The organism is Mycobacterium neumannii, from assembly GCF_048452905.1.
GTDB classification, from domain to species: domain Bacteria; phylum Actinomycetota; class Actinomycetes; order Mycobacteriales; family Mycobacteriaceae; genus Mycobacterium; species Mycobacterium neumannii_B.
The window spans coordinates 88,533-110,463 of the sequence record NZ_JBCGVF010000008.1; the positions used below are offsets into that span (position 1 = coordinate 88,533).

18 protein-coding genes are annotated in these 21,931 nt (G+C 67.4%); 16 read left to right on the forward strand and 2 right to left on the reverse strand.

What is annotated here, in order from left to right:
* The first annotated feature begins 28 nt into the window (after positions 1 to 28).
* From murC to AAHH99_RS23150, 9 genes are all read left to right on the forward strand, one after another.
* A complete protein-coding gene (murC, locus tag AAHH99_RS23110; protein ID WP_418771106.1) occupies positions 29 to 1,432 on the forward strand; it encodes a UDP-N-acetylmuramate--L-alanine ligase in 1,404 nt (467 codons plus the stop codon).
* A complete protein-coding gene (locus tag AAHH99_RS23115; RefSeq protein ID WP_418770809.1) occupies positions 1,429 to 2,397 on the forward strand; it encodes an FtsQ-type POTRA domain-containing protein in 969 nt (322 codons plus the stop codon). The genes murC and AAHH99_RS23115 overlap by 4 nt, the downstream gene beginning before the upstream one ends.
* A 225-nt stretch (positions 2,398 to 2,622) precedes the next feature.
* Positions 2,623 to 3,768, forward strand: coding sequence for a cell division protein FtsZ (gene ftsZ / locus AAHH99_RS23120; RefSeq protein WP_418770810.1), 1,146 nt, complete (start codon positions 2,623 to 2,625; stop codon positions 3,766 to 3,768).
* A gap of 19 nt (positions 3,769 to 3,787) precedes the next feature.
* Positions 3,788 to 4,495 (forward strand): peptidoglycan editing factor PgeF, encoded by a 708-nt coding sequence (gene pgeF, locus AAHH99_RS23125; protein WP_418770811.1) that lies wholly within the window; start codon positions 3,788 to 3,790, stop codon positions 4,493 to 4,495.
* On the forward strand, positions 4,492 to 5,295 hold the full coding sequence (locus AAHH99_RS23130; RefSeq protein ID WP_418770812.1) for a YggS family pyridoxal phosphate-dependent enzyme: 804 nt from the start codon (positions 4,492 to 4,494) through the stop codon (positions 5,293 to 5,295). The genes pgeF and AAHH99_RS23130 overlap by 4 nt, the downstream gene beginning before the upstream one ends.
* 13 nt (positions 5,296 to 5,308) lie before the next feature.
* The gene (locus AAHH99_RS23135) at positions 5,309 to 5,944 is read left to right on the forward strand and encodes a cell division protein SepF (RefSeq protein WP_418770813.1); all 636 of its coding nucleotides are present in this window, start codon (positions 5,309 to 5,311) and stop codon (positions 5,942 to 5,944) included.
* Between the two features lie 121 nt (positions 5,945 to 6,065).
* Positions 6,066 to 6,356, forward strand: coding sequence for a YggT family protein (locus tag AAHH99_RS23140; protein WP_064349985.1), 291 nt, complete (start codon positions 6,066 to 6,068; stop codon positions 6,354 to 6,356).
* Positions 6,357 to 6,591: 235 nt separating this feature from the next.
* A complete protein-coding gene (locus AAHH99_RS23145) occupies positions 6,592 to 7,392 on the forward strand; it encodes a DivIVA domain-containing protein (RefSeq protein ID WP_094293503.1) in 801 nt (266 codons plus the stop codon).
* 26 nt (positions 7,393 to 7,418) lie between these two features.
* Entirely contained in the window at positions 7,419 to 7,745 is a 327-nt protein-coding gene (locus AAHH99_RS23150) for a phage holin family protein (RefSeq protein WP_418770814.1), read from the forward strand.
* Here the strand turns inward: AAHH99_RS23150 and AAHH99_RS23155 are convergent.
* Positions 7,742 to 8,440 (reverse strand): phosphoribosyltransferase, encoded by a 699-nt coding sequence (locus AAHH99_RS23155; RefSeq protein ID WP_418770815.1) that lies wholly within the window; start codon positions 8,438 to 8,440, stop codon positions 7,742 to 7,744. The two genes, AAHH99_RS23150 and AAHH99_RS23155, sit on opposite strands and share 4 nt — an antisense overlap.
* 65 nt (positions 8,441 to 8,505) lie before the next feature.
* Between AAHH99_RS23155 and AAHH99_RS23160 the strand changes: the two genes are divergently transcribed.
* Complete coding sequence (locus AAHH99_RS23160) at positions 8,506 to 9,855, forward strand: TIGR01777 family oxidoreductase (RefSeq protein ID WP_418770816.1); 1,350 nt, start codon at positions 8,506 to 8,508, stop codon at positions 9,853 to 9,855.
* On the opposite strand, the gene AAHH99_RS23165 is transcribed toward AAHH99_RS23160, so the two are convergent.
* Positions 9,834 to 10,568, reverse strand: a complete 735-nt coding sequence (locus tag AAHH99_RS23165; protein WP_418770817.1) for a type 1 glutamine amidotransferase — start codon at positions 10,566 to 10,568, stop codon at positions 9,834 to 9,836. The two genes, AAHH99_RS23160 and AAHH99_RS23165, sit on opposite strands and share 22 nt — an antisense overlap.
* A 42-nt stretch (positions 10,569 to 10,610) precedes the next feature.
* On the opposite strand from AAHH99_RS23165, the gene AAHH99_RS23170 reads away from it, so the two are divergent.
* The 6 genes from AAHH99_RS23170 (at position 10,611) to AAHH99_RS23195 (ending at position 21,443) form a co-directional block, all read left to right on the forward strand.
* The gene (locus tag AAHH99_RS23170) at positions 10,611 to 12,158 is read left to right on the forward strand and encodes a phospholipase D family protein (RefSeq protein WP_418770818.1); all 1,548 of its coding nucleotides are present in this window, start codon (positions 10,611 to 10,613) and stop codon (positions 12,156 to 12,158) included.
* Entirely contained in the window at positions 12,155 to 13,696 is a 1,542-nt protein-coding gene (locus AAHH99_RS23175) for a phospholipase D family protein (RefSeq protein WP_418770819.1), read from the forward strand. Before AAHH99_RS23170 ends, AAHH99_RS23175 begins: the two co-directional genes overlap by 4 nt.
* Positions 13,697 to 13,719: 23 nt before the next feature.
* Positions 13,720 to 14,466, forward strand: a complete 747-nt coding sequence (locus AAHH99_RS23180) for an alpha/beta fold hydrolase (protein WP_418770820.1) — start codon at positions 13,720 to 13,722, stop codon at positions 14,464 to 14,466.
* 38 nt (positions 14,467 to 14,504) lie between these two features.
* Positions 14,505 to 15,899, forward strand: coding sequence for an HNH endonuclease signature motif containing protein (locus AAHH99_RS23185; RefSeq protein ID WP_418770821.1), 1,395 nt, complete (start codon positions 14,505 to 14,507; stop codon positions 15,897 to 15,899).
* 148 nt (positions 15,900 to 16,047) lie between these two features.
* Positions 16,048 to 17,475, forward strand: a complete 1,428-nt coding sequence (locus AAHH99_RS23190) for a nitrate/nitrite transporter (RefSeq protein ID WP_418770822.1) — start codon at positions 16,048 to 16,050, stop codon at positions 17,473 to 17,475.
* Between the two features lie 5 nt (positions 17,476 to 17,480).
* Entirely contained in the window at positions 17,481 to 21,443 is a 3,963-nt protein-coding gene (locus AAHH99_RS23195; protein WP_418770823.1) for a molybdopterin-dependent oxidoreductase, read from the forward strand.
* The last annotated feature ends 488 nt before the right edge of the window (positions 21,444 to 21,931 follow it).

Genomic DNA, 21,931 nt, shown 5'->3' on the forward strand with positions numbered 1-21,931 from the left:
GTTGCCCGAGGAGCTGCAGCGGGTGCACATGGTGGGCATCGGCGGTGCCGGCATGTCGGGCATCGCACGCATCCTGCTCGACCGCGGCGGGCTGGTGTCGGGCTCCGATGCCAAGGAGTCGCGGGCGGTGGCCGCGTTGCGGGCCCGTGGTGCCGCGATCCGGATCGGGCACGATGCCTCCTCGTTGGACCTGTTGCCGGACGGGCCGACCGCCGTCGTCACCACCCATGCCGCCATCCCCAAGACCAATCCCGAACTGGTCGAGGCCCGTCGACGCGGTATCCCGGTGATCCTGCGGCCGGTGGTCCTGGCCAAGCTGATGGCAGGCCACACCACGCTGATGGTGACCGGCACCCACGGCAAGACCACGACGACGTCGATGCTCATCGTGGCGTTGCAGCACAGCGGGTTCGACCCGTCGTTCGCGGTGGGCGGGGACCTCGGCGAGGCGGGCACCAACGCCCACAACGGCAGCGGCGACGTCTTCGTGGCGGAGGCCGACGAAAGCGACGGCTCCCTGCTGGAGTACAGCCCCGACGTCGCGGTGGTGACGAACATCGAGGCCGATCATCTCGACTTCTTCGGAAGCGCCGAAGCCTACGGCGCCGTCTTCGACGACTTCGTCGAACACCTCAAACCCGGTGGTGCGCTTGTGGTCTGCGCCGACGACCCCGGTGCCGCGGCGCTGGCCGAGCGGATCGAAGAGTTGGGAATCCGCGTGCTGCGCTACGGCAGCGACCCGAGTCGACCGCTGCAGGGCATCTTGCTGAACTGGGAGCAGCACGACACCGGCGCGGTGGCGCACATCCAGTTCGCCGACGAAGCTCACCCGAGGGTGATGCGCCTCGCGGTACCGGGACGACACATGGCGCTCAACGCGATCGGCGCGATGCTCGCCGCGATCGAAGCCGGCGCGCCGGTCGATGCGGTGCTCGACGGGCTGGCCGGTTTCGAAGGGGTGCGGCGCCGGTTCGAACTGGTCGGAGAAGCGAACGGCGTGCGGGTCTTCGACGACTACGCGCACCACCCGACCGAGGTGCGCGCCACGCTCAGCGCACTGCACACTGTCACCGAGCAGGCCGGTGGTCGTTCGATCGTCGTCTTCCAGCCGCACTTGTATTCGCGCACACAGACATTCGCCCGAGAGTTCGGGCAGGCGCTCGACGGTGCCGACGAAGTGTTCGTGCTCGACGTCTACGCCGCCCGCGAGCAGCCGATCGCCGGGGTCAGCGGTGCAAGCATCGTCGAGCACGTCAGCGTGCCGGGAACGTATGTGCCGGACTTCTCGGCGGTGTCGGCGCGGGTGGCCGAGGCCGCCGCACCGGGTGACGTCGTCGTCACGATGGGCGCCGGTGACGTCACGATGCTCGGCCCGGAGATCCTCACCGCGCTGCGCGTCAAGGCCAACCGGAGCACACCGGGGTCGCGATGACCGGGCCGATCGACCGTGACCCGGAGTCCCCGGCGCCGCCCGAGCCGGGGCAGGAGGCGCCGCAGCCGCAGGAGACGCCGCACGACGCGGAGGCGCCGCTGGACTCCGAAACGCCGCCGGACTCTGAATCGCCAGGCGAGTCGCCGGATTTCGAAGGGCCGCGCCGCCGGGCGCGCCGCGAGCGTGAGGAGCGCCGCGCGGCCCAAGCCCGCGCGATGGCGATCGAGCAGGCCCGCAGGGAGGCCAAGCGACGCGCACTGGGCAAGCCCGCGGGCGACGCCCGCAAACTGCGCCGGGGAACGGTCCGCGGCCTGAAGGTGCTGATGTGGTCGGCGCTGATCAGCGTCATCGTCGTCGGGCTCGGACTGCTGCTGTACTTCACCCCGGTGATGGCGGTGCGCAACACGGTGGTCACCGGTGTGGGCGCGGTCCCGCAGGAGGAGATCGTCGCGGCCGCGGCCGTCGCGCAGGGCACGCCGCTGCTTCAGGTGAACACCGAGAACGTCGCCGAACGGGTGGCCGCGATCCGGCGGATCGCCAGCGCGCGTGTTCAGCGCCAGTATCCGTCCACCCTGCGGATCACCGTCGTCGAGCGAGTTCCGGTGGTGGTCAAGGACTATCCGGACGGACCGCACCTGTTCGACCGCGACGGCGTCGACTTCGCGATCGGCCCGCCGCCGCCGGGGGTGCCCTACCTCGACACCGACAATCCCGGTCCCAACGACGCACCGACCAAGGCGGCGCTGCAGGTGATGACGTCGCTGCGCCCGGAGGTCGCCGCGCAGGTCGCCCGCATCGCGGCGCCCTCGGTCGCGTCCATCACGCTGCAGCTCATCGACGGCAGGGAAGTGGTGTGGGGGACCACCGACCGGACCGAGGAGAAGGCGCTAAAACTGGGAGCGTTGCTCACCCAGCCGGGAAAGACCTACGACGTGTCGAGTCCGGACCTGCCGACCGTGAAGTGAGACCGCGCACGGAGTGCCGCGCCGTTGCACGTCCAGCGCGAAGTTGCACGAAAAATTTGTCGCGCGTGTCGGCGCGCCTGCATCGCTAGGTCGCGACCTCGCCCTACCGTTCTGGTTGCGCGGAACAACTTGACATAACTATAACCCTCTGGTTGAGGTTTAGGGTTTACAGGGCCTGTCAAGGCGTCGGCGTGTCGTCGGACAACTTGGGAGGAAGGGATCGCGATGACCCCCCCACATAACTACCTCGCCGTCATCAAGGTGGTCGGCATCGGTGGCGGCGGCGTCAATGCCGTCAACCGGATGATCGAGCAGGGCCTCAAGGGCGTGGAGTTCATCGCCATCAACACCGACGCACAGGCGTTGTTGATGAGCGACGCCGACGTCAAGCTCGACGTCGGTCGCGATTCCACGCGCGGTCTCGGCGCCGGTGCCGATCCCGAGGTGGGGCGCAAGGCCGCCGAGGACGCCAAGGACGACATCGAGGAGCTGCTGCGCGGCGCCGACATGGTGTTCGTCACGGCGGGCGAGGGTGGCGGCACCGGCACGGGTGGTGCGCCGGTGGTGGCCTCGATCGCACGCAAGCTGGGCGCACTGACCGTCGGCGTGGTGACGCGGCCGTTCTCGTTCGAGGGCAAGCGGCGTAGCAACCAGGCCGAGAACGGCATCCAGGCGCTGCGGGAGAGCTGCGACACGCTCATCGTGATCCCCAACGACCGCCTGCTGCAGATGGGCGATGCCGCGGTGTCGCTGATGGACGCGTTCCGCAGCGCCGACGAGGTGCTGCTCAACGGCGTACAGGGCATCACCGACCTGATCACCACGCCCGGCCTGATCAACGTCGACTTCGCCGACGTCAAGGGCGTGATGAGTGGGGCGGGCACCGCGCTGATGGGCATCGGCTCGGCGCGCGGCGACGGCCGTGCGCTCAAAGCCGCCGAGATCGCGATCAACTCGCCGCTGCTGGAGGCGTCGATGGAGGGCGCGCAGGGTGTGCTGCTCTCGGTCGCGGGCGGCAGCGATCTGGGCCTGTTCGAGATCAACGAAGCTGCGTCGCTGGTACAGGACGCCGCGCACCCCGACGCCAACATCATCTTCGGCACGGTCATCGACGACTCGCTCGGCGACGAGGTGCGAGTCACCGTGATCGCCGCGGGCTTCGACTCCGCCGGTCCGGGACGCAAACCGGTGGTAAGCCCGGCCGAAGGGCAGGCCCAGGGCATCACCCCGGGCAAGGCAGGCAAGGTGAGCACATCGCTGTTCGAGCCCGCGGATCCGGCCAGCGTGCCGGTACACACCAACGGCGCGACGGTCAGTATCGGTGGGGACGATGACGACGACGTCGACGTGCCGCCGTTCATGCGCCACTGATCCGGCAATACTGGCGACCGTGACGGTTCGCATACGGCGCGTGACCACGACGCGGGCCGGCGGCGTCTCCGCGCCGCCGTTCGACACCTTCAACCTCGGTGATCATGTCGGCGACGATCCGCAGGCCGTGGCCGCCAACCGCAAACGGCTCGGCGGCGCCATCGGATTGGGCGACGACGCAATCGTGTGGATGAATCAGGTGCACGGGGATCACGTCGCCGTGGTCGACCACGCCACGGATCGTCCGGTCGAAAAAACTGACGCATTGGTCACCGCCACACCGCGTTTGGCTTTGGCGGTGGTTACCGCCGATTGCGTTCCCGTTTTATTGGGCGACGCGCGCGCCGGTGTGGTGGCCGCCGTGCACGCAGGTCGCGTCGGTGCGCAAAACGGCGTCGTGGCGCGCACCGTCGAGGCGATGCTGTCGCTCGGCGCGCACGCCGAGGACATCTCGGCGTTGCTCGGACCCGCGGCCAGCGGGCGCAACTACGAGGTCCCCCAGGCCATGGCCGCCGAAGTCGAGACCGCGCTGCCCGGCAGCCGCACGACGAGCGCGAAGAACACGGCCGCGCTGGACCTGCGCGCCGGAATCCACCGGCAATTAACCACTTTGGGTGTCACCGCCATCGACGTCGACTCTCGCTGCACGATCGAGGACCGCAACTTGTTCAGCCATCGGCGCGACGCCCCGACCGGGCGGTTCGCCTCACTGGTGTGGATGGAGTGAGCGACAACGTGCCGTCATCCCGCGAAGTCGAGCTCAGCGAAGCGCTGGCGGCCGTGCGCAAACGCCTGGCCGCTGCCGCCGAGGCCGCAGGACGCGATATCGGCGACATTGAATTGTTACCGGTAACCAAATTCTTTCCCGCCGACGATGTCATTATTCTTCGCCGTTTGGGTTGTGAGGCTTTCGGCGAATCACGCGAACAGGAAGCGTCGAATAAAGTCCGAGAAATCGCCGCCATTCCCGATGTCGGATCCATTCGCTGGCACATGGTCGGCCGGATACAGCGCAATAAAGCGCGATCCATTGCCGGCTGGGCTCACGCGGCGCACTCGGTCGATACCCGCAAATTGATCGACGCGCTGAGCCGCGCGGCGTCCACAGCGCTCGACGAGGGCAGGCGCAACGAACCACTACGCGTCTTCATCCAGCTGAGCCTCGACGGGGACGAAAGCCGCGGCGGCGTCGACATCGATGAACCCGATTCGGTCGACGAGTTGTGCGCCGCGGCGAATGCCGCATCGGGATTGGAGTTGGCCGGGCTGATGGCGATCCCTCCGCTCGACCAGGACGCCGATGCGGCGTTCGCTCGCGTGAACGCCGAGTACAGGCGGGTCCAAGCGAACTATCCACAGCGCCTCGAGCTGTCGGCCGGGATGTCGAACGATCTCGAAGCGGCGGTCAAACACGGCTCGACATGTGTGCGTGTCGGTACCGCGTTATTGGGACAACGTCCTTTACCGTCACCAGAAGTAGTCACTCCAGTCACATCTTCATCACAGACACCAGAGTCCAGGGCATGAGAAGGGTCGAACGATGAGCACACTTCACAAGGTCAAGGCCTACTTCGGTATGGCCCCGATGGACGACTACGACGACGAGTACTACGAGGACGACGACCGCGGCGCCCCACGTGGATATTCGCGCCGTAGTCGAGACGAACACTTCGACGACGACGGGTACGGCCCGGGCCACCGCGGTTACGACGACCGCGACTATGACGATGCGCCAGGCGGTTACCGCGGTTACGAGGACCGCTTCGAGCCGAGGCTGCGCGCGCCGCGCGAATTCGAGCGCCCGGCACCCCGTTTCGCCCCGATGCGCGGTGCCACGCGAGGCGCGCTGGCCATGGACCCCCGCAGGATGGCGGAGCTGTTCGAGGCGGGCAGCCCGCTGGCGAAGATCACCACGCTGCGGCCGAAGGACTACAGCGAGGCCCGCACGATCGGCGAACGGTTCCGCGACGGAACCCCGGTGATCATGGACCTGGTGTCGATGGACAACGCCGATGCCAAGCGTCTCGTCGACTTCGCCGCAGGCCTGGCCTTCGCACTGAGGGGGTCGTTCGACAAGGTGGCCACCAAGGTGTTCCTGCTGTCGCCGGCGGACATCGACGTGACGGCCGAGGAGCGGCGCCGCATCGCCGAGGCCGGCTTCTACTCCTATCAATAGGGCGTTCTCACAGACGGGTAGGCTGGCGTCGCGTGCGGGCTTGAGTGGTCTCGGGCGCGATCTGCCTGTATCAAGCCTGTAGTAAAAGTCACATCTGTGCCCGTAGTGAGGACCGTCGGCGTTGTCGCTCTTTTTCGAAATCCTGGGCTTCGCCCTGTTCGTCTTCTGGCTGCTGCTGATCGCGCGGGTCGTGGTCGAGTTCATCCGGTCTTTCTCCCGGGACTGGCATCCGAAGGGCGCCACAGTGGTGATCCTCGAGATCATCATGACCCTGACCGATCCGCCGGTGAAGCTACTGCGGCGGCTCATTCCCCAGCTCACGATAGGTGCGGTGCGCTTCGACCTGTCGATCATGGTGCTGCTGCTCGTCGCCTTCATCGGCATGCAACTGGCCTTCGGCGCCGCGGCCTGAGACCGTCGAGCCAGGCCGAGTCGGCTCTTCGGGCGAGTTGAGGACGGGCCGTTTGCCGGCGAGAAATTGAGCGGCGAAATGGTCGCCGCGTGCCCGGCCGTGATTGAAATTCGCTCTTAATTTCATCCACTTCTGCTACGGCCGCGTCTGGTGTGACAGGATGGACGCCAGTTACGTTCCACCCACGCTCTACACTTTGAGACCGGTTGACTGTCCAGACTTCAAGGGGGCGACAATGCCGCTCACACCCGCCGACGTTCACAACGTCGCGTTCAGCAAGCCACCCATTGGCAAGCGCGGCTACAACGAGGATGAGGTTGACGCGTTCCTCGATCTGGTCGAGAACGAGCTGACGCGCCTCATCGAGGAGAACGCGGATCTTCGGCAGCGTGTCGCCGAGCTGGAGCAGGAGTTGGCTTCCGCCGGCTCCGGCGGAAGCCAGTCGACGCAGGCCATGCCCGTCTACGAGCAACCCGCCCCCGAGCCCGCTCCGACGCCGCAGCCGGCCTACGAGGCGCCTTCGTCTCAGCCCAGCGAGGACCAGGCGTTGAAGGCGGCCAAGGTGTTGAGCCTGGCCCAGGACACCGCGGACCGCTTGACCAGCACCGCCAAGGCCGAGTCGGAGAAGCTGCTCGCCGATGCGCGGGCGCAGGCCGATGCCCTCGTGAGTGAGGCGCGACAGACCGCCGAGACCACCGTCGCCGATGCTCGCCAGCGTGCCGACGCGATGCTTGCCGATGCGCAGACCCGGTCCGAGGCGCAGCTGCGCCAGGCGCAGGAGAAGGCCGACGCCCTGCAGGCCGACGCGGAGCGCAAGCACTCCGAGATCATGGGGACCATTAATCAGCAGCGCACAGTGCTGGAGGGTCGCCTCGAACAGTTGCGCACGTTCGAGCGCGAATACCGCACCCGGCTCAAGACCTATCTGGAGTCCCAGCTCGAGGAGCTCGGCCAGCGCGGTTCGGCCGCGCCCGTCGACTCCAGCGCCGGAAACGACGGTGGCGGCTTCAATCAGTTCAACCGGGGAAACAACTGAAACCCGCTTTGGCCTAGGGTTGATCAATGCTGATCGTTGCGCTTGTCCTCGCTGTCATCGGCCTCGCGGCACTGGTGACGGCCGTTGTCACCAGCAATGAACTGATCGCCTGGGTCTGTATTGCGGCCAGCATCATCGGCGTGGTGCTGCTGATCGTCGATGCGGTGCGGGAGCGCTCGGGGCGCAAGGCCGACACGGCCCCTGACGCACAGAGCGATGCCGACCCGGAGTACTACGAGGACTATCCCGACGACGAGACGGTCGCGGAACAACCCGAATATGCGGGCGAACCCGGCGCCGACGACGAGACCACGGTCGTCGAACAAGCCGACTCCGGCGAAGACCGCCGCTAATTCCCTTGCCGCCCTTGCTGTTCCGGCTCGCCGGGTGCCAGTAGTTCGCGCACTTCGTCGTCGCTGACCTGATGGAAGTCGGCGAACACCTGGCCGACGGCCTCGAATCCGGGCGGCATGCTCGCGCAGACCACGTCGTCGGCTTCCTTGGCTAGCTCCCGGCACGCCGACGGCGGTCCGACCGGGACGGCGACGACGATCCGCGCCGGGTTCTTGGCCCGCACGGCACGCACCGCGGCGAGCATGCTGGCTCCGGTGGCGATCCCGTCGTCGACCAGGATCACCGTCCGGCCCGTCAGCTCGGGAGGCGGGCGGTCGCCGCGATAGGCCTGCTCGCGCCGGTTCAACTCCTCGGTCTCGCGAGCGATCGCGGCCTGCATCGCCTCGTCACCGATGCCCAGGTTGCGCACGAGGTTCTCGTTGATGACGACACCGCCTCCGCTGGCCAGCGCACCCATTGCAAGCTCCTCCCACTGCGGCACACCGAGCTTGCGGACCAGAAAGACGTCAAGGGGAGCCTGCAGCAAGCGGGCCACCTGCGCGGCGACCGGAACGCCGCCGCGCGCGAGACCCAACACCACCACATCATGACCGCGGTAGGACGACAACTCGCGGGCCAGAACCTCGCCGGCCTCCCGGCGGTCCTGATACAGGCGTTTGCCGCTTCGGCGGGCGAGCCCGCTCCATCCGTTCATGACTACGACCGTGGATACCCCACCCTGGCGCAATCCATCGGCATGACGGCGACGAATATCGACACATGGGAATCGAATACGAGAGCGTCGTCGGGCACCCGCTCGACGAGGTGTTCGGGTGGTACGCACGGCCCGGCGCGATGAGACGGCTTATCCCTCCATGGCAGCCGATGAAGGCGATCGCGGAAGCCGAGTCGCTGGCCGACGGGCGCGCGGTGCTCGGGTTGCCGGGTGGTCTGCGCTGGATCGCACAGCATGACCCGGACCGCTACGACCCACCGCGCCGCTTCGTCGACATGCTGTCCTCGGACGGGCCGGCCTCGTGGCCGCCGCGACTGGTCGGCCGGTGGACCCACATTCACGAGTTCGGCGAGGCCCCCGGCGGCACCCGGGTATACGACCGCATCGAGGCGCCGGTGCCGGCGGCGGCGCTACGGCCGATGTTCGTCTACCGCCACCGCCAACTGGCCGACGACCTTGCCGCCCACCGCGACGCCGCCGACGCAGGGCTACGCCCGCTCACGGTCGCGGTCAGCGGCGCATCGGGTCTGGTCGGGTCGGCGTTGACCCCGTTTCTGAGCGCGGGAGGGCACCGGGTGATCCGGCTTGTGCGACGGGCGGCGGCGGGCCCGGGCGAGCGGCAGTGGAACCCCGATCGGCCGGATCCCGGGCTGTTGACCGGGGTCGACGCGGTCGTGCACCTGGCGGGAGCGTCGATCGCCGGGCGGTTCACCGGCGGCCACAAGGACGCGGTCCGCGCCAGCCGCCTCGAACCGACCCGTCGGCTCGCCGAGGCGGCGGCGCGGGCCGACGACGGACCGAGAATCTTCGTCAGTGCGTCGGCGGTCGGTATCTACGGTTTCGACCGCGGCGATGCGGCACTGACCGAGGAAAGCGTGGTCGGGGATGGCTTCCTGGCCGAGGTGGTCCGGGACTGGGAGGCGGCGACGGCCCCGGCCGCCGAGGCGGGGTTGCGGGTCGTCACCGTCCGGACGGGGATCGTGCAGTCCGCGCGCGGCGGCACGCTGCGCCTGATGCGACCGTTATTCGCCGCCGGCCTGGGTGGTCGGCTGGGCAGCGGTAGGCAGTGGCTGGCGTGGATCGCGCTCGACGATCTGCTCGATGTGTATCTCCGCGCGCTCTACGACGACCGGATGGCCGGCCCCGTCAACGCGGTGGCCCCGCATCCCGTGCGGAACGCCGACTACACCAGGACGCTGGCGAGGGTGCTGCACCGTCCCGCCGCCGTGCCGGTTCCGTCGTTCGGGCCGCGACTACTGCTCGGGAAGCAGGGAGCGCGCGAACTCGCCGAAGCCGATCAACGAGTGCTGCCCGCCGCATTGCAAGCGCTGGGCCACCGCTTCCGTCATCCGTCGCTGGACGGCGCGCTCGCTCACGAGCTCGGGCACGGTTGACCGACCACGCGCGTCACGAAGCCGTGTACGAGACGCCGCACCCGGCTAGCCGCGTCACCTGCGAATAGCTCTGTCTGAGAACGTAATTCATTGTGGGTGAGGCCGAAGGCGGCGATCTCGCCGATATCGTCGTCGGCCAGCCATCGGTCCAGCAACTCGAGGTCGACCTCGGGGTGGAACTGTAGCGCGAGCGCGCGGCCGAGCTGGAACGCCTGGGATGCGTTGGCGGTGCGGGCCAGTTCGGTGGCCCCGGGCGGCAGTGTCCAGCGGTCGTAGTGCCACTGGAACCACCGGCCGCCGGGCACCAGTTCCGGATCGGTGGACTCGACGTCATACCAACCGATCTCGGGTGACAGCGACCGTGTGACCGTCCCGCCGAAGCTCTGCGCCAGCAGTTGTCCGCCGAAGCAGATACCGAGGATCGCGATGCCCGCGTCGGCGGCGCGGCGCACCATCGCCATCTCTTCGCCGACCCAGGTGCCGCGCAGCGCGTCGTCGTAAACGGGCCAGCGCGCGCCGAGGGGTACGAGCACGTCGTAGTGGGTCGGGTCGGGGAAGGTGACGTCGCCGGCGGGGGAGTGTGCGCGCTCGGGGGACACCACCTCGAAGGTGTGCACGTCGAAGCCCTCGTCGACGAACGCCTGGCCCAACAGTGCCTCGGTCGCGAGGTGGTCGTTGTGGAGGAACAGGGCACTCGCCGTCACGCGCCCCATTATTCCGCGCGTAGATCCAGCGTCGAGTGGGCATCCCACGGGGTGTCAGTGCTGGCCGAATGGTTCCTCACCGCCGGTGAACGCGGCAACCCCGATTGGGAGCTGCCGGCTTGGAGCGAGGGCAACCAGGCCGAGGCTCTGATTCACGGCGCGTCGTACTTCGATCGGCTCGTCACCGAGGTTGAGGCGCTCGGCGCGGGAGATCACCTGTTCTTCGCCGACTGGCGCGGGGATGCCGACCAGAGGTTGCGCGACAACGGCCCGACCGTCGCCGAACTGTTCCGCGCGGCCGCCGAGCGCGGCGTGCTCGTCAAGGGTCTGATGTGGCGGTCGTATCCGAATCGCTTGCAGTTCAACGAGGAGCAGAACCGCCACCTGGCCGAGACCATCGAGCGCGCCGGCGGGGAGGTGCTGCTCGATCAGCGGGTACTGGTGGGCGGATCACATCATCAACGGCTGGTATTGCTCCGACATCCCGACGAACCGGACCGCGACGTGGCGTTCATCGGAGGCATCGACCTGTGCCACTCGCGTCGCGACGACGCGTCGCACCGCGGTGACCCGCAGGCGGTGCAGATGTCGAAGCGGTACGGGGAGCGCCCACCGTGGCACGACGTGCAGCTGCAGGTGCGCGGTCCGGTCATCGGCGCGCTGGACGTCACATTCCGGGAGCGGTGGACGGCGCGCGCCCCGCTGGATCTGTTCAACCCGCTTGCGTGGCTTCGCGACCGATTCGGGGGCGACGACCAGCGGCGGCGCCCGCTCCCGGAGCAACCGCCGGACCCGCGGGCTTGCGGACCGCACGCGGTGCAGGTGCTTCGCACCTACGGCGACGCCTTGATCCAGTACGAGTTCGCCAAGGAGGGCGAACGCAGCATCGCACGTGGCTACACGAAGGCGATTCGGCGCGCCAGGAGCCTGATCTATCTGGAAGACCAGTATCTGTGGTCCGAAGAGATCGCCAGCCTGCTGGTCGAGGCGTTGACCAACAACCCCGAACTGCAACTGGTCGCGGTCGTGCCGCGCTACTTCGATCTGGAAGGTGGTCTGGGCCGCCCGCCGACGCTGGTCGGGCGTCAATTGGCACTCGACGCGTGCCGGCGCGCCGCGCCTGATCGGGTGCACGTGTTCGACGTCGAAAACCACGAGGGCACACCGGTTTACGTGCACTCGAAGGTGTGCATCATCGACGACACCTGGGCCTGCATCGGCAGCGACAACTTCAATCGCCGGTCGTGGACGCATGACAGCGAACTGTCGTGCGCCGTGCTCGACGCCGACGACCGGTTCGCGCGCGATCTGCGGCTGCGGTTGCTCCGCGAGCATCTCGACCGGGCCGAGGACGGCAGCGAAGACGAGGGTCTGGTCGACCCGATCGCCGCCGTCGACGAGATGATCGCGTGCGCAGAGATATTGGAGGAGTGGCATCGGTCGGGCCGCTCCGGGCCGCGGCCGCCGGGACGGCTGCGACGGCACGAGAGCGAACGGGTCGATCCTTTGACGCGGCTGTGGGCCGAACCCGCCTACCGGGTGATCTTCGACCCCGACGGTCGCTCGTATCGCGACCGGCTGTTGCGGCGGCGCCCATGAACGTCGAGGAGTGGTTCCTGACCACGGAGGAGCGCGGAAACCCCGCGACGGACCTCCCGGTGTGGTGCGAGGGCAACCGCGTCGAACCGCTCGTGCACGGTTCGACGTATTTCGATCACCTTGCCACGGAGGTGGAGGCGCTCGCGCCGGGTGACTACGTGTTCTTCACCGACTGGCGTGGTGATCCCGACGAGAAGATGCGCGACGACGGTCCGACGGTTCGCGAGTTGTTCTGTCGCGCAGCCGAACGCGGTGTGGTGGTCAAGGGTTTGGTGTGGCGGTCACATCTGAACGAGCTCTCCTACAGTGAGGAGGAGAACCGCAACCTCGGCGAGCACATCGCGAAGGCCGGCGGCGAGGTCCTGTTGGACCAGCGGGTGCGGATCGGTGGTTCGCACCACCAGAAGCTGGTCGTGATCCGCCATCCCGGTCAGCCGGAACGCGATGTGGCGTTCGCGGGAGGAATCGACCTGTGTCACTCGCGGCGCGACGACGCGTCGCACCGCGGCGACCCGCAGGCGATCGAGATGTCGCCGCGCTACGGCGATCATCCGCCGTGGCACGACGTGCAACTGCGGCTGCAGGGCCCTGTCGTGGGCGCGCTGGACATGACGTTTCGCGAACGGTGGAACGACCCCGCGTCGCTGGACATGCTGAACCCGCTGGCGTGGCTGCGGGACAAGTTCAACGGCGCGGATATGACGGCCAACACGCTGCCGGAGCAACCGCCGGACCCGCCCCGGTGTGGTCCGCACAGCGTGCAGGTGCTGCGGACCTACCCCGACGCCCACTTCGCGTACGACTTTGCCCCGCACGGAGAGCGCAGCATCGCCCGCGCGTACAGCAAGGCGGTGCCGCGCGCGCGTCGCCTGATCTACCTGGAGGACCAGTACCTGTGGTCCAAGCGGGTGGCCGACCTGTTCGCTGCCGCGCTACGGGCCAACCCCGGTCTGCATCTGGTCGCCGTGGTGCCGCGTTACCCCGATGTCGACGGCCGGCTGGCCCTGCCGCCCAACCAGGTCGGCCGGTGGAAGGCTATCGAGACGTGTCACCGTTCCGCACCGGACCGGGTGCACGTATTCGACGTCGAGAACCACGAGGGCACACCGGTGTACGTACACGCGAAGGTGTGTGTGATCGACGATGTGTGGGCGTGCTCGGGAAGCGACAACTTCAACCGGCGATCGTGGACGCACGACAGCGAGTTGTCCTGTGCGGTACTGGACTCCGAGGGTGTATTCGCACGGGATTTCAGGCTGAAGCTGATGCGCGAGCACTTGGACCGCGCCGAGGACGGCAGCGAGGACGGCGGCCTGGTCGATCCGGTCACCGCGGTGTCCGAGATCGTTGAAACCGCAGAGGCGCTGGAGGCGTGGTACGCCTCGGGTCGGCGAGGACCGAGACCGCCCGGCCGCTTGCGCCCGCACAAGGCCGAACGACTCGGGCTGCTGATGCGGCTGTGGGCCGAGCCCGTGTACCGGTTGATGTACGACCCGGACGGGCGGTCGTACCGGGACCGGCTCCGGCGCAAGCTGTGATCAGGCACGCCTAGTATCGCGGTATGACTGTGGTTCTGGTGCATGGTAATCCGGAGACGGACGCAATATGGGGTCCGTTGGTCGACGCGCTCGAGCGCCATGACGTTGTGCGACTCTCCCCGCCCGGATTCGGTGCACCAGTGCCCGACGGCTTCGGAGCGGCCTACCTCGACTATCGCGACTGGCTCGAGCGCGAACTGGAGCGATTCGACGAGCCGGTCGATCTGGTGGGACACGACTGGGGCGGCGGTCACGTCGTGAACGTGGCGATGCACCGTCCCGAACTCTTGCGGACATGGGCCAGCGACGTCGTGGGGCTGTTCGATCCCGACTACGTCTGGCACGACCTCGCTCAGGTGTGGCAGACGCCCGGAGCCGGTGAGGAACTGGTCGAGGCGATGATGGGCGGCACGGTCGAAGACCGGGCGGCCCAGATGGCCGATCTGGGGCTCCCACCCGATGTCGCGACCGCGCTCGCCCGGGCGCAAGGTCCCGAGATGGGTCGCGCGATCTTGGCGCTGTACCGATCTGCGGCCCAGTCGGTGCTGTCCGAGGCGGCCCGCCAGCTCGAGAAGGCCGCCGCCCGTCCGGGGTTGTCGTTTCTCGCGACGGAGGACACGTACGTGGGCACCGAGGACATGCGCCGGCGGGCGGCGGCGCGAGCAGGTGCACGCACGGAGGTTCTCGATGGCTTGGGGCACTGGTGGATGGTGCAGGATCCTGCACGCGGAGCCGAGGTTCTTACCCGATTCTGGGAGACGGCTGCTTAACAGCATCAATGTCGGACGTCGCGACTATTATCGAAAGCATGTTCGAATCCGCGGGCGACGGGGAGTTGCTCGATACGATGCGCGATGCGCAGCGTGCCGAGCGCGTCGCCGTCGCGCGGAAGTTCCTCGCCGCAGGCCGGTTTGCTTTGCAACGCTTCGCCGCGATGGGCAACACGCACGACGACTGGTGCGTCGACGACTGGGATATCATCGCCTCGGAGGTCGCGGCCGAACTGGGCATGAGCCGGGGACGGGCGTCCTCGATGATCGGTTACGGCCGAACGCTTATCGAGCACATGCCGCGGCTGGGTGAGGTCTTCCTCGCGGGTCAGGTCGACTTTCGGGTGATCAGCATCATCGACTACCGGGCCGGACTGATCGTCGACGACGAGGCGATCGCCGCGATCGACGAAATGGTGGCCCATAAGGCGCCATCATGGAACAAGCTGTCCGACAAGAAGATCGCTCAGTTGGTCGATTGGATGGTGCTCGACGTCGATCCCGACGCGCTGCGCGTCGCCAAGGAACGCGACGACGACCGCTACATCGACATCACCATCGATAAGTACGGAATGGCCGATATCGAGGGCAAGATCCGCGCGACCGACGCCGCCGCACTGGACGAGACACTCGGCCAACTCACCGCCACCGTCTGCCGCGATGACCCGCGCACCGCACGGCAACGCCGTGCCGATGCCCTGATGGCACTCGTCAACAGGGAATCCTCGATGGCATGCCGGTGCGAAACACAACGGTGCGCTGCGTCAGGTCGCCGCACCGCGACGACGGATGTTGTGATCCACCTGATCGCCGACGCCGCGACCGTGAGCGGTGAGAAGAACACACCGGGATACGTGGCCGGCGTCGGCCCGGTACCGGCGCCGATGGTGCGCGACCTGGCCAGAACCGCCAAGCTCAAGCCCCTCGTCATCCCGAAGGATCCGGTCGCCGACCCTCGGTATCGGCCGTCGGCCGCACTGGCCGACTTCGTCCGCTGCCGCGATCTGACCTGCAGATGGCCCGGTTGCGACAAGCCGGCCTGGAAAGCCGACATCGACCACACGGTGCCCTACCCGGCAGGGCCGACACATCCGTCGAACAACGCCTGCTACTGCCGCTTCCACCACCTCATGAAAACGTTCCACTGTGGTCCCGGCGGCTGGACCGAGCAGCAATCACCGGACGGCACAATCGTTTTCACCTCGCCAAGCGGTCGCAAATACCGCACCGAACCACTCGGGGCGCAGTTGTTCACGCACCTCGCGACTCCCACAGGTGTCCTCACCTCGAGCACCGGACCGCCGCCCTACGAATGGCGCGGTCTGGCGATGCCGAAGCGAAAACGTACCCGCGCTCAGGATCGCGCGTATCGCATCAACCGGCTACGCGCCATCAACGCCGCACGCTATGCCGCGGACATCCCACCGTTCTGATCGCCTGCGAGAGACGGCGTAACCCACGCCACATTTGTTTCGGCTCGGTTTCGTGCACCCCGCACGCGTATCCGTTACCTATGTGAGCTGGAGTTGACGTTTACGTCACGATGACGCAACGGATGCGGAATGGGTGCAGGCGACTCTGATGCTTGTGAAGACTCTGAGCCGCAGCCGCACCATCGACAATTGGGACGCCGAGGACGTCGAGGCCTGGGAATCCGGTGGCCAGAAGATCGCCAAGCGGAACCTGACCTGGTCGATCTTCGCCGAGCACGTCGGATTCTCGGTGTGGTCGATCTGGTCTGTGATGGTGTTGTTCATGCCGCAGGACGTCTACGGCATAGACGCGGCGGGCAAGTTCTACCTGGTCGCCATGCCCACCCTGGTCGGCGCATTCATGCGGATTCCGTACACCATCGCCCCCGCGCGGTTCGGCGGGCGCAACTGGACCATCGTCAGCGCCCTGCTGCTGTTGATCCCCACCGTGCTGACGCTGTGGGTGATGAACAATCCCGGCACGTCCTACACCACGTTCATGATCGTGGCCGCGGTCGCGGGAGTCGGCGGCGGCAACTTCGCGTCGTCGATGACCAACATCAACGCGTTTTACCCGCAGCGGCTCAAGGGGTGGGCGCTCGGCCTGAACGCCGGCGGCGGCAACATCGGGGTGCCGGTGATCCAGCTGGTCGGGCTTATGGTGATCGCCACCGTCAGCAACACCGCTCCCGAAATCGTCTGCGCCATCTACCTTGTCCTGATCGCTTTGGCCGCGTTGGGGGCGGCCCTGTTCATGGACAACCTCGGCAATCAGCACTCGAACCTGGGCGCCATGGCAGAGGCGTTGCGGTTCAAGCACTCCTGGGTGATGAGCTTTCTCTACATCGGCACGTTCGGCTCGTTCATCGGCTTCTCGTTCGCCTTCGGGCAGGTGCTGCAGATCAACTTCCTCGCCGGCGGCGACACCCCCGCGCAGGCCTCGCTGCACGCCGCCCAGATCGCGTTCATCGGCCCGCTGCTGGGTTCGATCTCGCGTCCGTTCGGCGGCAAGCTGTCCGACCGGGTCGGCGGGGGCAGGGTCACCCTCTACACCTTCATCGCGATGATCTTCGCCGCCGCAATCCTGGTGGCGGCCGGCGTGCTCGACGACGGTATGGCAGGCGCGGCCACCAGCGGGCAGATGGCCGCCTACGTAACCGGTTTCATCCTATTGTTCGTCTTGTCGGGCATCGGCAACGGCTCGACCTACAAGATGATCCCGTCGATCTTCGAGGCCAAGGCGCAGAGTCGCGACGAATGGAGCCGCGAGGACAAGGCCGCCTGGTCGCGCAGCATGTCGGGCGCCCTGATCGGCTTCGCCGGTGCGGTCGGCGCCCTCGGCGGCGTGTTCATCAACGTTGTCCTGCGCGCGTCGTACGTCAGCGACGCCAAGTCCGCCACCAACGCGTTCTGGGTGTTCCTCGGCTTCTACGTGATCTGCGCGATCGTCACATGGTTCGTGTTCCTGCGCATGCAGACCTCGCGGGCCGGCGCCGGTGAGCAGGTCGACCGCGTCGCTTCACGGGTGCCCGCCTGACGCCCATGGTGACTCGGACGGCGTGTTCGTACTGTGGCGTGGGCTGCGGTATCGAGGTGCACACCACCACCGACCGTGAAACCGGTAACCCGGTGATCGCGCGGGTGTCCGGGGACAAGCTGCATCCGGCCAACTTCGGCAGGCTGTGCACCAAGGGCGCCACCCACGCCGAGTTGATGCGCGCCGCAGACGGCCGGTTGACCTCGGCGATGCTGCGGCCCAGCCGCGACGAGGAACTGGTCCCCACACCCGTCGACGACGCCGTCGCCGAGGCCGGCCGAAGGCTGCGGAAGATCGTCGAGCAGCACGGTCCCGACGCGGTGGCGCTGTACGTGTCGGGCCAGATGTCCATCGAGGCGCAGTACCTCGCGACCAAACTGGCCAAAGGGTTCCTGCGCACGGTGCACATCGAGTCGAACTCACGGCTGTGCATGGCCAGCGCCGGAACCGGCTTCAAACAATCACTGGGCGCCGACGGCCCACCGGGGTCGTACGCCGACTTCGATCGCGCCGACCTGTTCTTCGTCATCGGCTCCAACATGGCCGACTGTCATCCCATCCTCCACCTGCGCATGGGCGACCGACTCAAGGCAGGCGCCAAGCTGATCGTCGTCGACCCCCGCCGCACCACGACCGCCGAACGCGCCGACCTCTTCCTGCAGATCAAGCCGGGAACCGATCTCGCGCTGCTGAACGGGCTGCTGCATCTGTTGGTCGAAAACGGCGACATCGACCGCGATTTCATCGACCGGCACACCGAGAGTTGGGAGGCGATGCCGGCGTTCCTCGCCGACTACACGCCCGAAAAGGTCGCTCACGTCACGGGTCTGGCGGAGGCCGACATCCGGCTCGCCGCCCAGATGATCGCCGACGCTGGGGAGTGGCTGAGCTGCTGGACGATGGGACTCAACCAGAGCACTCACGGGACGTGGAACACGAACGCGATCTGCAACCTACACCTGGCCACGGGCGCGATCTGCCGACCGGGCAGCGGACCGATGTCGTTGACGGGACAGCCCAATGCGATGGGCGGACGCGAAATGGGTTATATGGGACCGGGGCTGCCGGGCCAGCGCTCGGTGACCTCGGCGCAGGACCGCGCATTCGTCGAGAAGCAGTGGGGCGTGGCCCCCGGCACGATCCGCGCGGACGTCGGCCCTGGCACCGTCGACATGTTCCGGCAACTCGCCGCCGGCGACATCAAAGCGTGCTGGATCATCTGCACCAATCCCATTGCCAGCGTGGCCAACCGGTCGACGGTGATCGACGGGTTACGGGCTGCCGAACTCGTCATCACCCAGGACACCTACAGCGCGACGGCCACCAACACCTACGCCGACATCGTGCTGCCCGCCGCGATGTGGGCCGAATCCGATGCGGTGATGGTCAACTCCGAGCGCAACCTCACGCTACTGCAGCAGTCCATTCCCGCACCGGGGCAGGCCAGACCCGACTGGCAGCTGATCTGCCAGGTGGCGAACCACATGGGTTTCGGCGAGCACTTCACCTACACCTCCAGCGAACAGATCTTCGACGAGATCCGGCGGTTCTGGAACCCCAAGACCGGCTACGACATTCGCGGCGCCAGCTACGCGCGGCTGCGGGAAACCCCACTGCAGTGGCCTTGCCCGCCCAGCGACATGCCCGGCGGAGACACGGATCGCCACCCCATCCGCTACCTCAACGACGGCGTCAGCCAGGAGCTGTTCGTCGACGAGCACGGACGCACACCCCGACTGGCCTTTCCAACCCCGTCACGGCGTGCGATCTTTCACGCCCGCCCGCACATGGACGCGCGGGAACTGCCCGACGACGACTACCCGATGGTGCTCAACACCGGTCGGCTGCCACACCAGTGGCACACCATGACCAAGACGGGCCGCGTCGAGTCGCTCAACAAACTGACCGGTGAGCCGTTCGTCGAGGTGCATCCCGAGGATGCGCTGCGGCTGGGCATCGAGAACGGGCGAACCGTCGAGCTGACGACGCGGCGCGGGGGCGCGGTGCTGACCGCCGTCGTCACCGAACGCATACGGCAGGGCAGCTGTTTCGTCCCTTTCCACTGGAACGACGAGCACGGTCAGCACCTCACCGTCAACGCGTTGACCAACGACGCGGTCGACCCCGACTCGCTGCAGCCCGAGTTCAAGGTGTGCGCGGTCGACCTGCGGCCAGTCGCGTCGCCGACGCTCACCGAGCACGAATCGCTCTACGTGTCAGGCTTTTTCAGCGGACTGGCCGAGGCCGGGGCCGATGTTCCGGTGCTGCCCGATTCGGCACCCGTGTGCACCGAGGTACGACAGTGGATCAACGGCTTGCTCGCGGGTCAGGCCCAGCGTGCTGGCGAAGAACCGGACCCTCGACCAGAACTCGACGGCGGACCGCTCGTACTGTGGGCTTCGCAGACCGGCAACGCCGAGGACTTCGCCTCCCGACTGGCCCAGCGGCTCGGCAACGCTCAGCTGGTGAACATGGACGACCTCACGCCGACCGACCTCGCGGCGGCTCGTGACGTACTCGTGGTCACGAGCACGTTCGGTGACGGCGGGCCGCCCGACAACGGCGCGAGCTTCTGGCAGCGACTGCAGTCCTCGGAGGCGACGCCGTTGACCGGCGTGCGGTATGCAGTGCTGGGCATCGGCGACCGGTCCTACGACGACTTCTGCGGACACGCCAAGGCCGTCGACACGAGGCTGGCGGACCTCGGCGCCATCCGGCTTCTCGAGCGTGCTGACTGCGAGGCCTACGACGACGAACGGATGCGACGCTGGGCCGACGACGTCACCGCACTGCTCACCCCCGGCATCGACACATCACTGCCTAGGGGAGGCGTCGCGACACTCGCGCGCCCGACCACCGTCGCTGAGCCGTTCACCCGCGCGCGTCCCCTCGTCGTGCCGCTGTCCCGCAATGTGGTGCTCACCGGGCCCGCATCACGAAAAGAAGTGCGGCAGTTCGGTTTCGACATCTCCGAGCACGACGTCACCTACGCCGCAGGTGATTCGCTGGGAGTGTGCGCCACCAACGACCCCGCGACGGTCGACGCGTGGCTGGCGGCCACCGGAATGCCGGCTCAGCACACCGTCGAGGTCGACGGCGCCGAGCAGACCTTGCGCGACGCGCTCATCACTCACTTCGACTTCTGCCGCGTCACTCCCGACCTGGTGCGCTTCATCGCCGAGCACAGCCGCGACGCCAAGGCGCTTCGGACGCCCAAAGCCAAGCTGGACAAATGGTTGACCGGCCGCAACGGCCTCGACCTCGTTCAGGAGTTCGTCGTGCACGCCGATCCCGACGAGTGGCGCGAGGTGCTGGTCCGGTTGACCCCGCGCAGCTATTCCATCTCGTCGAGCCCGCTGGTCAGCCCGCACGAGGTGCAGTTGACGGTGTCGGTGGTGCGCTACCGCGGCGCCGACGGCGGTCGGCGCGGCGGCGTCTGCTCGACCTTCCTGGCCGACCGCGCGTCGTCGGTGCCGGTCTTCCTGCAGCGCTCACCACATTTCCGTCCGCCGGATGACGGCTCGGTGCCGATGATCATGGTGGGTCCCGGCACGGGCGTCGCGCCGTTCCGCGGCTTCCTGCAGGAGCGACGGGCCCTCGGCCACCGTGGCCGCAACTGGTTGTTCTTCGGTGAGCAGCACCGCGCTCAGAACTACTACTACCGCGACGATTTCGAGGACATGGCCCGCGACGGGCTGCTGGACCGGTTGGACCTCGCGTTCTCCCGCGATCAAGCGTCGCGCGTGTACGTCCAGCACCGGATGCTCGACCGGGGCGCCGAGCTGTGGCGCTGGCTCGACGACGGCGCGCACTTCTACGTCTGCGGCGACGCCAGCCGCATGGCCAAGGACGTCGACGCCGCGCTGACCACCATCATCGAGCGGCACGGCGGGATGTCGCACGAACAGGCCCATGACTACAAACGCGAACTGGTCGCGGCCAAGCGTTACGTGCGCGACGTGTACTGAGGCGCTCGCCGTGTCGCGAGCGTGCAGAGACTGCTGAACTCGAGAGGCGCGTCGTGGGCAGACACGCACCTTCGCCGAGATAGTGCCCGGTGTGTGAAACCACGGCATAGGTGCAGTTGAGTCGGGTTTGGAGAAGTCTGCACACCACGATTGCCCACGGCCACAATGACTTCCAACCATCCTCAACCCGCCCATGCGCCACCTAATTGAACGGCCCGCACCGCTACCGCCAGCTCTCGCTACGCGGACGCCTCCGACCTCCGATCGCCCCGCGAGTTCGGATCACTACTGGACACTCTTTCTGCGGGCTACAACATCGAACACGCCGACCGCCGGCGTGGCAGCACAAATCACCGGGCCGGATTTGTCGGATGTCGAATGTATGTTCGAGGTATGTCGGGGACAGCGTTGCAGGCGGCGATCGCCGGGCTGCGCGCGGCTTATGAGCAGGTGGTGGCCTGTGATTTGGACCTGTTGACCCGCCATGA

Coding starts and splice junctions, on each gene's coding strand:
- murC (WP_418771106.1), top strand. CDS start 29: ATGGTGGGCATCGGCGGTGCCGGCATGTCGGGCATCGCACGCATCCTG.
- AAHH99_RS23115 (WP_418770809.1), top strand. CDS start 1,429: ATGACCGGGCCGATCGACCGTGACCCGGAGTCCCCGGCGCCGCCCGAG.
- ftsZ (WP_418770810.1), top strand. CDS start 2,623: ATGACCCCCCCACATAACTACCTCGCCGTCATCAAGGTGGTCGGCATC.
- AAHH99_RS23135 (WP_418770813.1), top strand. CDS start 5,309: ATGAGCACACTTCACAAGGTCAAGGCCTACTTCGGTATGGCCCCGATG.
- AAHH99_RS23145 (WP_094293503.1), top strand. CDS start 6,592: ATGCCGCTCACACCCGCCGACGTTCACAACGTCGCGTTCAGCAAGCCA.
- AAHH99_RS23150 (WP_418770814.1), top strand. CDS start 7,419: ATGCTGATCGTTGCGCTTGTCCTCGCTGTCATCGGCCTCGCGGCACTG.
- AAHH99_RS23155 (WP_418770815.1), bottom strand. CDS start 8,440: ATGAACGGATGGAGCGGGCTCGCCCGCCGAAGCGGCAAACGCCTGTAT.
- AAHH99_RS23160 (WP_418770816.1), top strand. CDS start 8,506: ATGGGAATCGAATACGAGAGCGTCGTCGGGCACCCGCTCGACGAGGTG.
- AAHH99_RS23165 (WP_418770817.1), bottom strand. CDS start 10,568: ATGGGGCGCGTGACGGCGAGTGCCCTGTTCCTCCACAACGACCACCTC.
- AAHH99_RS23175 (WP_418770819.1), top strand. CDS start 12,155: ATGAACGTCGAGGAGTGGTTCCTGACCACGGAGGAGCGCGGAAACCCC.
- AAHH99_RS23180 (WP_418770820.1), top strand. CDS start 13,720: ATGACTGTGGTTCTGGTGCATGGTAATCCGGAGACGGACGCAATATGG.
- AAHH99_RS23185 (WP_418770821.1), top strand. CDS start 14,505: ATGTTCGAATCCGCGGGCGACGGGGAGTTGCTCGATACGATGCGCGAT.
- AAHH99_RS23190 (WP_418770822.1), top strand. CDS start 16,048: ATGCTTGTGAAGACTCTGAGCCGCAGCCGCACCATCGACAATTGGGAC.
- AAHH99_RS23195 (WP_418770823.1), top strand. CDS start 17,481: ATGGTGACTCGGACGGCGTGTTCGTACTGTGGCGTGGGCTGCGGTATC.